Genomic DNA, 13,945 nt, shown 5'->3' with positions numbered 1-13,945 from the left:
ACCCCGGCTCAGAAGGCGTCGCGTTCGGCGCGGATCGCGATGGGGAGGCGACTGAAGAGAAGCCAGGCGAGTGTCGGCAACACGAACGCCGCAACGGCAATGCCGCCAACGACATTCGAGTGCATCATCTGGCCGAGGATGACGCCCACAAGCGCCTCTACGGCGACGATCATCGCGCCGATGAAGGCGATGGAGAGTGCGGCGGCCAGCCACGCGCTGCCGATGCGCGGCTGGATGTCGGTGAGACGGGAGGTGTGTGCCTCGCGCGCTGCGAGAGGACGGGTCGCGGCCGGGATAACCGCGTGGGAAGACGCCGAATTAATTGCCATGAGGGCAAGGGCACCAACTGCGTCGAATAAGCGCCCCGCCGATGACGCAGGCTCGTGGCGAGGGCCGTATTGGAGTGCAATCTCTGCTCAATCGCGCCGCCCGGCAAGTACGCCGCAGCCTTCTGCGGAAAATTATTGTTGGCGCTTTGCCCGAGACCGCGATACGGCGCCTTGCTTTCCTTGCGCGCCGTCTGCGGCCGACCTACAAGCCGACCAAACGAGTGGAGGTTTCACCATGAGCTTGCGCGACACCATCGACACCGATGCCTTCTTCGGTGGCGATCTGGCCGGCGCCGACCCTGAGATCGCCAACGCGATTGCGCTGGAACTGGGCCGCCAGCAGAACGAGATCGAGCTGATCGCCAGCGAAAACATCGCCTCGCGCGCCGTCATGGAAGCGCAGGGTTCGGTGATGACCAACAAATACGCGGAGGGCTATCCCGGCCGCCGCTACTATGGCGGCTGCGAGTTCGTCGATATTGCGGAAAAGCTGGCCATCGAGCGCGTCACCAAGCTGTTCGGCTGCGAGTTCGCCAACGTGCAGCCAAACTCCGGCAGCCAGGCGAATCAGGCCGTGCTTCTGGCGTTGTCCAAGCCCGGCGACACGATCCTCGGCATGACGCTGGATGCCGGCGGCCACCTCACGCACGGCGCGCGCCCCAACCTTTCGGGCAAGTGGTTCAACGCCGTCGGTTACGGGCTCGACCTCGAGACCGGGCTGATCGACTACGATCAGGTCGAAAAGCTGGCGCAGGAGCACAAGCCGCGGGTGATCATCGCCGGTGGTTCGGCCTATTCGCGCGTCATCGATTTCGAGCGCTTCCGCCAGATTGCCGACAGCGTCGGCGCGATCTTCCACGTGGACATGGCGCACTTTGCCGGCCTCGTCGCGGGCGGCCAGATCCCGAGCCCGTTCCCCCACGCCCACGTGGTCACGTCCACCACCCACAAGACCCTGCGCGGCCCGCGCGGCGGCATCGTCCTCACCAACGACGCCGACATTGCCAAGAAGATCAACTCGGCCGTGTTCCCCGGCCTGCAGGGCGGCCCGCTGATGCACGTGATTGCCGCCAAGGCAGTCGCATTCGGCGAAGCGCTCTCGCCGGACTTCAAGGTCTACGCCAAGAACGTGATCGCCAACGCCAAGGCGTTTGCCGACACGCTCAAAAGCGAGGGCTTCGACATCGTGTCCGGCGGCACCGACACGCACGTGATGCTGGTGGACCTTCGTCCCAAGCGCATGACCGGCCGTTCGGCTGAAACCATGCTCGGCAAGGCGGCGATCACCTGCAACAAGAACGGCGTGCCGAACGACCCGGAAAAGCCCACCATCACGTCCGGTATCCGCCTTGGCACCCCGGCCTGCACCACGCGCGGCTTCGGCATTGCCGAGTTCCAGGAAGTCGCCCGGCTGATTGCGACGGTGGTGGATGCCGCCAATCAGGCCGGCGAAGTGGACGAGGCGGTTCTGTCTCAGGTGAAGGCCGACGCGCACGCGCTGACGGCGCGCTTCCCGATCTACAGCTGAGCGTGAGCGAGCCCGCAACACGGGGAGGGGCGGCCTGATGCGCTGCCCCTACTGCGCCGAGGAAAACACGCAGGTGAAGGACTCCCGCTCCACCGAGGACGGGGCCGCCATCCGCCGCCGCCGCGTGTGCAGCGTTTGCGGCGGGCGCTTCACCACGTTCGAGCGCGTGCAGCTGCGGGAGCTGACAGTGGTCAAGCGGTCCGGCAAGCGGGAGCCGTTCGACCGCACCAAGCTGGAGCGTGCCATTGCGATCGCCACGCGAAAACGGTCGCTGGACGATGCGGTGCTGGAGCGGATGATCTCCGGCATCGTGCGCCAGCTCGAAAGTTCGGGCGAGGCCGAGGTCGGCGCTGCCGAAATTGGCGGCCACGTGATGGAGGCGCTGCGGGCGCTGGACGATGTCGCCTATGTCCGCTTCGCATCGGTGTATCGCAATTTTTCCGAGGCGAAGGATTTCGAGGCGTTCGTCTCCGATCTCGCCGAGACCGTGAGCGCCCGCCAGTCGGCCGAGCCCGGCGGGACGAATTGATCTGCGTCTTGCGGCGACGTTGCCGAAGGCTCTGCCGGTGACCGACCCCTTTCAGCCGGCAGACCCCAGGGCAACGGACCGGCGCTTCATGGCAGCTGCCATTGCGCTGGCGCGGCAGGGCGTCGGCCGCACCCGCCCCAACCCCAGCGTCGGCGCCGTGCTGGTGCAGCATACGCCCTCCGGTCCCGTGGTGGTTGGCGCTGGCCGGACCGCCGACGGCGGCCGCCCCCATGCCGAGCGGCAGGCGCTCGCCCAGGCTGGTGCCGCAGCACGGGGCGCCACCTGCTACTGCACGCTGGAGCCCTGCTCCCATTTCGGCCGCACGTCGCCCTGCGCCGATGCGCTGATCGAAGCCGGCGTTGCGGCTGTTGTGGTGGCTTGCGTTGACCCCAACCCCGCGGTGGCGGGCGAGGGGCTGGTGCGGTTGCGCAATGCGGGCATTTCCGTGCGGCAGGGTGTGCGCACCGAGGAGGCTGCGACAACGCTTTCGGGCCACATGAGCCGGATGGTGCGCGGCCGGCCCCATGTGGCGCTCAAGCTCGCGCTGTCGGCGGACGGGGCCATCGGCCGCCGCGGGGAGGGTGGCATTGCCATCACCGGACCCGCGTGGGGCAGGCAGACGCACCTCCTGCGCGCCGCGCACGACGCCATTGCGGTTGGCATCGGCACGGTGCTGGCGGACGACCCGTCGCTCACCTGCCGGCTCCCCGGAATGGCCGCCCGCTCACCTGACCGCATCATCCTTGACACGGACGCCAGAACGCCGACGAACGCCCGCCTGTTCGCGGACCGCAAGGTGCCCGTTCTCATCTTCGTTGCGCTGGATGCCGACCCGGCGCGCTGCGAGGCGCTTCAAGCCGCCGGTGCCGTCCTCCTCGCCGTGCCGCGGGCTGGTGCGGGGCTGGATCTCGCAGCCGCGCTCGGAATGTTGAGCGAGCGGGGCATCGGCAGCGTGCTGGTGGAGGGCGGGGCCGGCATTGCCGAGGCGCTGGCGGCGGCAGACCTCATCGACGAAGCCTGGCTTGTCCGCGCACCGCACCTTCTCGGCGGCGATCTGGTGCGCCCCTTCGGCGGCGACCCTGTCGCCGCGCTCTCTGAAAACCTCGTGATCGACGCACGGGATGTTGCCGGAAGCGATTTTCTCACCCACATGAAGCGAACATGTTCACAGGCATCATCACAGACGTAGGGCGCATCGACGCCGTGGAGCCGTTCGGCGACGGCATCCGTGCCGCCATCGTGTCGGCTTACGACCCGGCGTCGATCCCCATCGGCGCCTCCATCGCCTGCTCGGGCTGCTGCCTGACGGTGACGACACTGGCGCCCCACGGCAACGGTGTCCGCTTCACGGTGGATGCATCGGCCGAAACGCTGGACAAGACCACGGTCGGCGCGTGGGCGGTCGGCAGCCGCATCAACCTGGAACGATCGCTGAAAATGGGCGACGAGCTGGGTGGCCATCTGGTCTCCGGCCACGTGGACGGCCGGGCGGAAATCGTCTCGCGCGAGGATGGCGAGGACATGAGCCGCTTCACCTTCCGCCCTCCCGAAGCGCTCCTGCCGCTGATTGCGACCAAGGGTTCGGTGGCGCTGGACGGCACGTCGCTGACCGTCAATGATGCCGGCGACACCTTTTCGGTGGCGATGATCCCGCATACGCTTGCCGTCACCACGTGGCGTGACCGGCAGCCGGGCGATCTCGTCAACATCGAGATTGATACCATCGCCCGCTACGTGGCCCGTCTGGCTGCTATGCGACCGGCTTGAAACTGACGGCTTTTCGCGCCGGGCCTGCCGGGTCTATGGTCCGCGCGATCTCAAGGAACTGTTGATGGCACGCGCCCTCATTATCGAAGCACGCTTTTACGACGACATCGGCGACATGCTGCTCGCCGGTGCCACCGCGGAGCTGAAGCGCCGCAAGTTTGCGCACGAGGTGATTTCGGTCCCCGGCGTACTGGAAATTCCGCCTGCGCTCGCGATGGCGATCGCGTCCTCGCGCCGTCGCGACCTCACGTTCGATGCATTCGTCGTGCTGGGTTGCGTCATCCGCGGCGAGACCGGGCACTATGACATCGTCGCCGGAGAGGGAAACCGCGCCATCATGGATCTTGTGGTCGGCGGGCGCCTTGCGCTCGGAAATGGTATTCTGACCGTCGAGAACCGGGAGCAAGCCATCGTGCGAGCCGATCCGAACCAGAAGGACAAGGGTGGCGACGCTGCTGCGGCCGCCATTGCCCTGTTCGACCTGCGCAACGCGCTCACCTGATGACCGAACCCGCCCCCAAACCCGCCAAGGCCCCGACGCCCAAGCGCAAGCCCCCCGCCAACAAGCGCGCGGTCGCCCGTCTTGCCGCCGTGCAGGCGCTTTACCAGATGGAAGTCACCGGCGCCGGTGCCCGCGACATCGTGAAGGAGTTCGAGCTCTTTCGCCTGCGCCAGGACATTGACGGCGAAACGCTTCGCGCCATCGACCTCAACTGGTTCGACGGCCTCGTGTCCGGTGTCGTCAACCACCAGCGTTCGGTGGATGCCGCCATCGACGAGGCGCTGAAGGAAGGCTGGCCGCTGGCGCGGATCGACCTCACCTTGCGCGCCCTCCTGCGCGCCGGCGTGGTCGAGCTGATGTTCCGCGAGGAAGTGCCCGTCCGCGTGGTGATTTCCGAGTACGTGGAGGTCGCGAAGGCCTTCTTCAGCGAAGACGAACCGCGGATGACCAACGGTGTGCTCGACCGGATCGCGCACCGCGTCCGCGCTGCCGAACTTGCCGCACCGCCGCGGGCTGCGGCCCCCGTTGCCGGCGGCGAACCCTCCGCCTGACGGGCTTGGACGAAGACTCTCTCATCGCCGACATGTTCGCGCCGCTCGCCACCGATGCGGGCGCCGATGCGCTTGGCGATGATGCGGCGACCTTTGCCGGCGGCGACGGTGATATCGTCGTCACCTGCGATGCGCTGGCGGCAGGCGTGCACTTCTTTGCAGACGATCCGCCCGCGGCCATTGCCGCCAAGGCGCTGCGCGTCAACCTTTCCGACCTTGCGGCCAAGGGCGCGGAGCCGTTCGGCTATCTCCTCGCGCTGGCGCTGGGAGAGGGCGCGTCCGACGCGTGGGCGCGAGAATTTGCCGGCGGGCTGGCCGCCGACAATGCGCGCTACGGTGTTTCGCTTCTGGGGGGAGACACGTTGCGCGCCTCGCCAGGAGGCGGGACCACCATTGCCGTCACCGCGTTCGGGCGGGTGCCGTCCGGGGCCGTGGTCCGCCGCCGGGCGGCAAAGCCCGGTGATGCGCTGTTCGTGACCGGCACCATCGGCGACGGTGCGCTGGGGCTTCTGGCGCGGCAGGGCAAGCTTTGCGCGCTTGCCGACCCGCACCGCGCTGCTCTCACAGATTGCTACCTCCACCCGGACCCGCCCGTTGCCGCCTGGCGGGCCGTACGCGATCACGCCCGCGCCGCGATGGACGTGTCCGACGGGTTGGTCGGCGATCTTGCCAAACTCTGCCGCGCCGCTGGCGTCGGCGCGTTGATGGACGCGGACGCCGTGCCGTTCTCCCAGGCCGTTGCCGCTGCCATCGCGCTGGATCCTGCAAACCGTGACACCGCACTCACAGGCGGTGACGACTACCAGATCCTCGCGGCTGTTCCGCCGGAGGCCGCCGACGCCTTTGCCGCGACGGCCACGGCATGCGGTGCCCGCGCAACCCGGATCGGCGCCATCGAGGCAGGCGAGGGCGTGCGCATCATCGCGGGCGGCAATGCAATGGCGCTGAAGGACGGCCGCTTCCAGCATTTTTGATACAGGTGGCGGGCGCTGGGCAAAATGCGCTTTCCGGCGGGCAATCCGAGGCGTATGACCACCAAATGCTGACCATTGATGACCGCCTCGCGCGCCGCAACTCCATCGTCCTCGGCCTCGCGCAGGCGATGGGCGGGGCGCTCACCTCCATCACCATCGCGCTCGGCGGCCTCGTCGGCGTCTATCTCCTGTCGGAGACGAGCGAACTGGCGACCGTGCCGGTGACGACCATGATTGTCGGCACTGCCTGCGGCACCATCCCGGCCGCGCTGCTGCTGGGGCGGATCGGTCGCAAGCGCGGCTTCATGGCGGGGGCCATTCTGGCAGGAATCGGCGGGATGATCGCCTTTGCCGGCATCATGCAGGGGCTGTTCCTGGTCTACTGCGTCGGCACCTTCCTCAACGGCTTCTCCTTTGCGTTTGTGCAGCAATATCGCTTTGCCGCTGCCGAAGGCGCCAGCGACACCTTCCGCCCCAAGGCAATTTCCTATGTGCTGGCCGGCGGCATCCTTGCCGGCGTGATCGGCCCGCAGACGGTGATTGCCACCAAGGACCTGTTTCTGCCCACGGCCTACGCCGGCGCCTACCTCGCGCAGGCTGTCCTGTGCCTGCTGACGATCCTGATCCTCAGCTTTCTCACCACCGTGCCGGACCCCAAGGTGGACGCCGACGCGCCGCGCGGCCGCCCGCTCCACGTGATCCTGCGCCAGCCGCGCGTGGCGCTGGCGGTGCTGTGCGCTGTCGTCTCCTACGCCATCATGAGCCTCGTCATGACCGCGGCACCGCTGGCGATGCTGGACTGCGGCTTCACCACCTCGCAGGCCGCGCTCGGCATCCAGTGGCACGTGATTGCGATGTTCGCACCGAGCTTCTTCACCGGCCAGCTCATCGCGCGGTTTGGCGCAGGCACCGTTACAGCCATCGGCCTCATGCTTCTGGGCGTTGCCGGCACCACCGCGCTTCTGGGCATTGCGCTCGGGAATTTCTACATCGCGCTGATCGCGTTGGGGCTCGGCTGGAATTTCGGCTTCATCGGCAGCACCACCATGCTGACGGCCGCCCAGCGGCCCGAGGAGCGCGCCCGCACGCAGGCCGCGAACGATTTTATCATGTTCGCGGTGGTGGCGTTCGCCTCGCTGTCCTCCGGCGTCCTCTTCAGCAAGGTGGGGTGGGGCAGCATCAACTGGACCGTGCTGCCGATCATTGCATTCCCGCTTGCGCTGCTGGCGCTTGCCGGGGCGCGTTCAAAAGAGCCGGCGCCGGTCGCCTAAATACTGGTCAGCGCAGGGGAAATTTGCCGCAAGGCGGTCCCCTCAGCGATAGATTGCCAGAAAAGTTCGAGCACATGCCAAGCAGTGGGTTTCGCAACGAAAGTTGCGGGCCGGCGAAAACATGCAGCTTGATTTTGCACTTCTCCCCATGTTGGAAATAAGCGGAGCAACAGAAGTTGCCGCTAAAACAATACGCGCGAAAACGCGCTCGGGGAGGAATAATGGACGCTACGCTGATTGTTATCGCCTGCGGTTTCGTCTCTCTGCTGTATGGCGCCTGGGCGATCCGGAGTGTGCTGGCCGCACCGACCGGCAACGCGCGGATGCAGGAAATTGCCGAGGCCATTCAGGAAGGGGCCGCCGCCTACCTGTCCCGCCAATATCTCACCATTGCGGTGGTCGGCGTGGTCATTTTTGCGCTGGTCTATTATCTGCTCGGCATGTTCGTTGCCATCGGCTTTGCCATCGGCGCGATCCTCTCCGGCATTGCAGGCTATATCGGAATGCTGGTGTCCGTCCGCGCCAACGTGCGCACCACGGAGGCAGCGTCCAAGTCGCTCCAGGGCGGGCTCGACATTGCGTTCAAGTCCGGCGCGGTCACCGGGATGCTGGTTGCCGGCCTCGCGCTCCTCGGCGTCGCGGTCTATTTTTATGTGCTGACCGAAACGATGGGAAATTCGCCAACGTCGCGCGTGGTGATCGACGCGCTGGTGGCGCTCGGCTTCGGCGCCTCGCTGATTTCGATCTTCGCGCGTCTGGGTGGCGGCATCTTCACCAAGGGCGCTGACGTTGGCGGCGACCTTGTGGGCAAGGTCGAGGCCGGCATTCCGGAGGATGACCCCCGCAACCCCGCCACCATCGCCGACAATGTGGGCGACAATGTCGGCGATTGCGCGGGCATGGCGGCCGACCTTTTCGAGACCTACGCCGTCACCATTGTGGCGACCATGGTGCTGGCCGCCATCTACTTCGGCGGGACGGCATTCGAAGCCTCAACCATGCTTTATCCGCTCGCCATCTGCGGGGCCTGCGTGGTGACGTCCATCGTCGGCACGTTCTTCGTCAAACTCGGCGCCTCGCAGAACATCATGGGCGCGCTCTACAAGGGCTTTGTGGTGACGGCGGTGCTGTCGCTCATCGTGCTTGCGCCCGTCACCTATCTGGTGTTCGGCAGCTTTACCGAAATCATCACCGTGGGTGGTGCGGTTGTGGCCGAGGGGGCCGAGGCGGCTGCGGCAACGGCCAAACCTGCCGTGAGCTTTACCCCGCTCGATCTTTATCTGTGCGGTGTTGCGGGCCTCGTCATCACCGGCCTCATCATCTGGATCACCGAATATTATACCGGCGTCGGCTACCGGCCGGTGCGTTCCATCAGCCAGGCGTCGGTCACCGGGCATGGCACCAACGTCATCCAGGGGCTCGCAGTCTCGCTGGAGGCGACGGCGCTCCCGGCACTCGTCATCATTGCGGGCATCATCTTCACCTACTCGTTTGCGGGCCTCTTCGGCATCGCCATTGCGGTGACGACGATGCTGGCGCTGGCGGGCATGGTGGTTGCGCTGGACGCCTTCGGCCCGGTCACCGACAACGCCGGCGGCATTGCCGAGATGGCGGACCTTCCAGATGACGTTCGCGCCACCACCGATGCGCTGGACGCTGTCGGCAACACCACCAAGGCCGTCACCAAGGGCTACGCCATCGGCTCGGCAGGCCTTGGCGCCCTGGTGCTGTTTGCGGCCTACACGGAGGATCTGCGCTTCTTCATCGCCAATGCGGACCAGTACCCGTACTTTGCCGGGCTGACGGAGGAGACGCTCAACTTCTCGCTCGCCAACCCTTACGTGGTGGTGGGGCTGTTCTTTGGCGGGCTGTTGCCGTTCCTGTTCGGCGGCATCGCGATGACCGCGGTGGGCCGTGCGGCAGGCGCGGTGGTGGAGGAGGTCCGGCGCCAGTTCCGCGAAAAGCCTGGCATCATGAAAGGGACCGACCGGCCGGACTATGGCCGCGCGGTGGACATGCTGACCAAGGCGGCCATCCGCGAGATGATCATCCCCTCGCTGCTGCCGGTGCTGTCGCCGCTGTTCGTGTTCTTCGTCATCAACGCCATTGCGGGCAAGGGGGAGGCATTTGCCGCCACCGGCGCCATGCTGCTCGGCGTGATCGTGACGGGGCTGTTCGTGGCCATCTCCATGACCGCGGGCGGCGGTGCGTGGGACAACGCGAAAAAGTCGTTCGAGGATGGCTTTGTGGACAAGGACGGGGTGACTCACCTCAAGGGGTCGGAAGCGCACAAGGCCTCGGTGACCGGCGATACGGTCGGCGATCCCTACAAGGACACGGCCGGTCCGGCGGTGAACCCGATGATCAAGATCACCAACATCGTGGCGCTTTTGCTCTTGGCGGTGCTTGCCCACGGCGGGTGACGGCAGACGATTGCAACCTTTTAAAAGGCCCGCGTCTCGCGCGGGCCTTTTTTGTGGGCGCCCCCTCAGCGGCCGGCTCGCCAGCTCTTGCGGGCGAGGAAGGCGGGGAGGAGCACAAGGTCGGCAACCATTGCCGCAATCAGCGTGATGGCGGTGAGGGCGCCAAAATGGCGGTTGACCAGAAAGCCGGACATGGCGAACGGCATGAAGCTCGCCCCCAGCGCCAGCGATGTGGCCACCACCGCAACGCCGACTGAGCGGAAAGCGCGGCGCAGTGCCTCCGGCCCGGGGCCGATCTCGCGCCCGTAGCGCTGGTATTTGGCGAGGAGGTGAACGGTATCGTCCACCACCAGCCCGTAGGTGAGGGCGGCGACCACCGTGGCCGCGAACGAGATTTCGCCCACCAGAAAGCCCCAGATCCCGAAAGCCAGCATCACCGGCAGCACATTGGGCAGGAGGCTGACGAGGCCGAGCCGCCAGTCCCGCAAGGTGAGGAAGAGGATGAGGGAGATGGCAACCAGCGCCACCACAATTCCCACCACCATCGCCCGCGCGCTGCCAAGCGAGAGCTGGGCCGACAGGATGGGCAACCCGGTGACCGTCACGCTGGCGGGGCCGAACAGGGTGGCCGCCTCGGTGCGCAGCGCATCCGCAAATGCAAGAGTCTGCCGGGACGAGACGCCGCGCAGGACCACGCTGGTGCGGACCTCCCGGCCGTCGGCCCCCGCAAGCCGCGGGGCGCCGGCCTCCACCATCTGCGCTGCGGCGCTGGCCAGAATGTTCGGCGAGGGGGGCGCGCCGCGGGCCTCGGTGTCCGTTCTCAGCGCGGCAAGGCTGTCGACCCGCGCGACCTCGGGCCGGGCGCCCAGCCAGCGGTCGACGGCGGCCAGCCGGTCCAGCGCCTCTGGTGTGAACGCAGCGCCCGGCGCACCGGCGTCGACCACAAGGTCGATGATGGTGGTACCGGACAGCTTGGTCTCGAACAGGTCGGTCGCGCGGCGGATTTCGTAGCGTTGATCGAAATAGTGGGAGAATGTGTCGTCCACCTTGATCGACCAGATGCCAGCACCCCCTGCCAGAAAGGCAGCGAAACCGCCAAGGATGACGCTCCGGCGGTGTCTGGCTGCGCCCGCGCCCAGCGCTCCCAGCGCCTGCTCCAGAACGCGGCGGTGGCGGCCAAAGCTCTGCGGCACCAGCGCTAAAAGCGCAGGCAGCAGCGTGAAGGTGAGGGCGAGCACCCCGATGAGACCCACCGCAACAATGTTGCCGAGATCGCGAAATGGCGGTGCTTCGGCAAGGTTGAGGGTGAGGAAGGAGACCAGCGTCGTCACCACCGACAGGACGACGGGCTTGGCGTTCCGGTCGATGGCGAGCGCCAGCGCGTCGATCCTGGTGGCCCCGCTGCGCAGCGCCTCCTGCCACGCCATGGCGACGTGGATGGCGGTGGCCACCACCAGCCCCATCAGCACAACCGGCGCCGTGCTGGAGATGCCGTTGACGGTGATGCCGAGCCAGCCGAGCGTGCCGGTGGACCCGGTGAGGGTGACCATCACCAGCGCAATGACGGTTGCCGCAAGGGTGACCGACCCCAGCGCCAGAACGAGAATTGCCGACAGGACGCCGATCTGCGCGAGGGCGTAATTCTCCACGCCCTCCTGGCTTTCGCGCAGGAACGCATCGTCGATGGGAATGCGGCCGGTCTGGAGGATGTCGGCACCGGGCAGGTTCTTGGCAACTGCATCGCGCAGTGCCGCGTGGGCGGCGGCAATCTGGCGCGATGAGGCGTTGCCGAGAGCGGCGGGCACAATGGCTGCCACCGCCGCAACGCTGCCATCCTGCGGGATGACGGCGGCAATCGCGCCGTCGCCGCGGTTGGCGGCCTCCTTCAGCCGCGCGGCGGCGTTGGCGAGCGTTGCGTCGTCGGCCGCCAGCACCGCGGCAGCCGACAGTCCGGTTTCACCGAGCGGAGAGCGCACCGCCGCGACCTCGGGCCGGGCAAGCGAGCGGACTTCAAGGTCGGCCAGCGTGCGCAGATATCGAGGCGCGAACACGTCGCCACGATCGGGCACGACGAGGGAGACGACTTCCCGCGCCTGGCCGAAGCGTGCCTCCACCGCATCGAAAGCCTGCCGCTCGGGTTTGGCGGGATCGAAGTAGACCAGAACGTCGGGATCGGTGCGAATCCTGTCGCCACCGGCCGCCACCAGCACCGCTGCAATGAGCCATGCCAGAACCACCAGAAGGCGGTAGCGGGTGATCCATCTGGCGAAGGCGCGCGCTGCGGGGGCTGGCGCACCCAGCTTATCGCGCGGGCCGATGCTGCCCTTTGAGGTCTGCTGCATGTCAGCCAGGCACCGCCCGCGGTCTGCGGTGAAATTCCGCGGTCATGGTGTGCCCCTTTACGCGCCGGTTTATCCGCCCGTCACGGCGCGGCCAACCGCCGTGGACCGCACGCCGGTTAAACGCGCGCGACCACAGGCCGTTCCGGTCCGCAGCCCGTATGGACGCTAGAGGGCTGGATTGATGAGGCCGCCCAGAAGCTGCGACACGAACGCAAGGTCCGAACCGCCGGTTGGTGTGCGGCGGGCCAGATAGTCGAACACCTTGCCGTCCTTCATCCCATATTCCGCCATTTCCCTGACCTCGCCGTTGTCGTCGAGGTAGACGACCAGAATGCGGCGGTCCTGGACCGTCGCGCGCTGGTAGGCAAAGGAGCGGGTGGCCGTCTGCGAGATGTAGTAGAACGCCTCGCCGTCGGTCAGGCCGGTGGTGGTGGGGGTGCCGAGGGCCAGAAGAACCTGCTCGCGCGAGGAGCCGACCGGCACCTGTTCGAGTTGATCAGGCGTGATCTTCTGTCCGCGTGTATACGTCTCGCCAACGCCGCAACCAGTGAGGGCGAGGGCGAGAATTGCGGCGCCGGCAATGCGCCGCACCTCGAAACCGCGGTGGCCTCGCCTATCTGAACAGCGTAAGGGTTTTGATGTCATGCTGCGCTTCTTTCGAAAGAAACAAACCAATCCCGCCGTCGATCGCCTCTATCGAGAAGCGGTCGCGCAGGCGCGCCAGCCGGTCTTCTATCAGACCTTCGGCGTTCCGGACACGCTGGATGGCCGTTTCGACATGGTCGTTTTTCACATCTGGCCCCTTATCGACGGGTTAAGGGCGGAGGACGGCACCATGATCGAGGACGGCCAGGAGCTGTTCGACACCTTCGTGGCCGACATGGAGCAGAATTTGCGCAACCTTGGCGTGGGCGACAATTCCTTCCCCAAAAAGATGAAAGCCATAGGCTCGGCATTTTATGGCCGTTTTGAAGCCTATTGCACCGCCAAGGATGCAGATGCGCTGGCGGTGGTTGCCGCGCGCAACATTTTGGGCGATGAGGCGGTGGCCGGCTCGGTGCAGGCGCAAAGCCTCGGCCGATACGGTCAGGCCATGCGCGAGGCGGCAACGAAGACCCTGCCGACCGAACATTATTCCTACCCCGACCCTGTGGCGTTCGCACCGCACAGCCAACCCGGAGATGCCGCGTGAGTGCACGCCTCAGCCGCCCCATCAGCGTGCGGCGCCTCAACAAGGAAGAGCGCGTGTCGGTCGAAGCGACCGAGGAAGAGCGCACCTCCATTGCCGATGCGCTGGACCTCATCGCAATCCACAGCTTCACCGCCGACGTGATCCTGCGCCCCTGGAAGAAAGAGGGCGTGCGGGTGGAAGGCACCGTGACCGCCGACGTGGTGCAGCCCTGCATCGTGACGCTGGACCCGGTGCCATCCACCGTGAACGAGGAATTCAATATCCGCCTTCACCCGGATGCCGCGCCGTCCGCCGAGGTCAACGTGGACCCCGAGGCCGAGGACCCGCCCGAGCTTCTGGAAACCGAAATGGTGGATGTGGGCGCCATCGTGCTGGAGCATTTCGCGCTCGGGCTCGACCCCTATCCCCGTGCACCGGGTGCCGTCTTCGAGAACGAGGCTGACGAGCCGGAGGAAGAGCCTTCCCCGTTCGCCGTTCTCGAAGCGCTGAAGAAACAACCAAACTGAGTGTTTTGACCGCAGGCCAGTTTTGCGTATG

Annotated in this window: 14 protein-coding genes; 11 read left to right on the top strand and 3 right to left on the bottom strand. The window is 66.6% G+C overall.

Going from position 1 to position 13,945, the window contains the following annotated elements:
- Positions 1–8 precede the first annotated feature (8 nt).
- The gene (locus RDV64_RS02840; RefSeq protein ID WP_309197775.1) at positions 9–329 is read right to left on the bottom strand and encodes a hypothetical protein; all 321 of its coding nucleotides are present in this window, start codon (positions 327–329) and stop codon (positions 9–11) included.
- Positions 330–564: 235 nt separating this feature from the next.
- Between RDV64_RS02840 and glyA the strand changes: the two genes are divergently transcribed.
- The 9 genes from glyA to RDV64_RS02795 all read left to right on the top strand — a co-directional run bounded on the left by glyA (position 565) and on the right by RDV64_RS02795 (position 9,874).
- Positions 565–1,857 carry a serine hydroxymethyltransferase gene (glyA, locus tag RDV64_RS02835; RefSeq protein ID WP_309197774.1) on the top strand — a complete coding sequence of 431 codons (1,293 nt, stop codon included), beginning with the start codon at positions 565–567 and terminating at the stop codon, positions 1,855–1,857.
- Positions 1,858–1,894: 37 nt separating this feature from the next.
- Positions 1,895–2,386, top strand: coding sequence for a transcriptional regulator NrdR (gene nrdR, locus RDV64_RS02830; protein ID WP_309197773.1), 492 nt, complete (start codon positions 1,895–1,897; stop codon positions 2,384–2,386).
- A 37-nt stretch (positions 2,387–2,423) separates the two neighbouring features.
- Positions 2,424–3,575, top strand: coding sequence for a bifunctional diaminohydroxyphosphoribosylaminopyrimidine deaminase/5-amino-6-(5-phosphoribosylamino)uracil reductase RibD (ribD, locus tag RDV64_RS02825; RefSeq protein WP_309197772.1), 1,152 nt, complete (start codon positions 2,424–2,426; stop codon positions 3,573–3,575).
- A complete protein-coding gene (locus tag RDV64_RS02820; protein ID WP_309197771.1) occupies positions 3,548–4,153 on the top strand; it encodes a riboflavin synthase in 606 nt (201 codons plus the stop codon). Before ribD ends, RDV64_RS02820 begins: the two co-directional genes overlap by 28 nt.
- 64 nt (positions 4,154–4,217) lie before the next feature.
- Positions 4,218–4,655 carry a 6,7-dimethyl-8-ribityllumazine synthase gene (gene ribH / locus RDV64_RS02815; protein WP_309197770.1) on the top strand — a complete coding sequence of 146 codons (438 nt, stop codon included), beginning with the start codon at positions 4,218–4,220 and terminating at the stop codon, positions 4,653–4,655.
- Positions 4,655–5,206, top strand: coding sequence for a transcription antitermination factor NusB (gene nusB / locus RDV64_RS02810; RefSeq protein ID WP_309197769.1), 552 nt, complete (start codon positions 4,655–4,657; stop codon positions 5,204–5,206). The genes ribH and nusB overlap by 1 nt, the downstream gene beginning before the upstream one ends.
- Positions 5,203–6,180 (top strand): thiamine-phosphate kinase, encoded by a 978-nt coding sequence (gene thiL / locus RDV64_RS02805; protein WP_375143809.1) that lies wholly within the window; start codon positions 5,203–5,205, stop codon positions 6,178–6,180. The genes nusB and thiL overlap by 4 nt, the downstream gene beginning before the upstream one ends.
- Positions 6,181–6,245: 65 nt before the next feature.
- A complete protein-coding gene (locus RDV64_RS02800) occupies positions 6,246–7,451 on the top strand; it encodes an MFS transporter (protein WP_309197767.1) in 1,206 nt (401 codons plus the stop codon).
- A 221-nt stretch (positions 7,452–7,672) separates the two neighbouring features.
- Complete coding sequence (locus RDV64_RS02795; RefSeq protein ID WP_309197766.1) at positions 7,673–9,874, top strand: sodium-translocating pyrophosphatase; 2,202 nt, start codon at positions 7,673–7,675, stop codon at positions 9,872–9,874.
- A gap of 65 nt (positions 9,875–9,939) precedes the next feature.
- Here RDV64_RS02795 and RDV64_RS02790 read toward each other — a convergent pair whose 3' ends face one another.
- Both RDV64_RS02790 and bamE read right to left on the bottom strand, forming a co-directional pair.
- The gene (locus RDV64_RS02790; RefSeq protein ID WP_309197765.1) at positions 9,940–12,216 is read right to left on the bottom strand and encodes an efflux RND transporter permease subunit; all 2,277 of its coding nucleotides are present in this window, start codon (positions 12,214–12,216) and stop codon (positions 9,940–9,942) included.
- Between the two features lie 165 nt (positions 12,217–12,381).
- Positions 12,382–12,807 (bottom strand): outer membrane protein assembly factor BamE, encoded by a 426-nt coding sequence (bamE, locus tag RDV64_RS02785; RefSeq protein ID WP_309197764.1) that lies wholly within the window; start codon positions 12,805–12,807, stop codon positions 12,382–12,384.
- 52 nt (positions 12,808–12,859) lie between these two features.
- Between bamE and RDV64_RS02780 the strand changes: the two genes are divergently transcribed.
- Together RDV64_RS02780 and RDV64_RS02775 are read left to right on the top strand one after the other, a co-directional pair.
- A complete protein-coding gene (locus RDV64_RS02780) occupies positions 12,860–13,408 on the top strand; it encodes a ubiquinol-cytochrome C chaperone family protein (RefSeq protein WP_309197763.1) in 549 nt (182 codons plus the stop codon).
- Entirely contained in the window at positions 13,405–13,914 is a 510-nt protein-coding gene (locus tag RDV64_RS02775; RefSeq protein ID WP_309197762.1) for a DUF177 domain-containing protein, read from the top strand. Before RDV64_RS02780 ends, RDV64_RS02775 begins: the two co-directional genes overlap by 4 nt.
- Positions 13,915–13,945 lie beyond the last annotated feature (31 nt).

Source organism: Acuticoccus sp. MNP-M23, from assembly GCF_031195445.1.
GTDB lineage: Bacteria > Pseudomonadota > Alphaproteobacteria > Rhizobiales > Amorphaceae > Acuticoccus.
The sequence above is the reverse complement of the archived record's forward strand: the minus strand, read 5'-3'. Positions and strand labels throughout refer to the sequence as shown.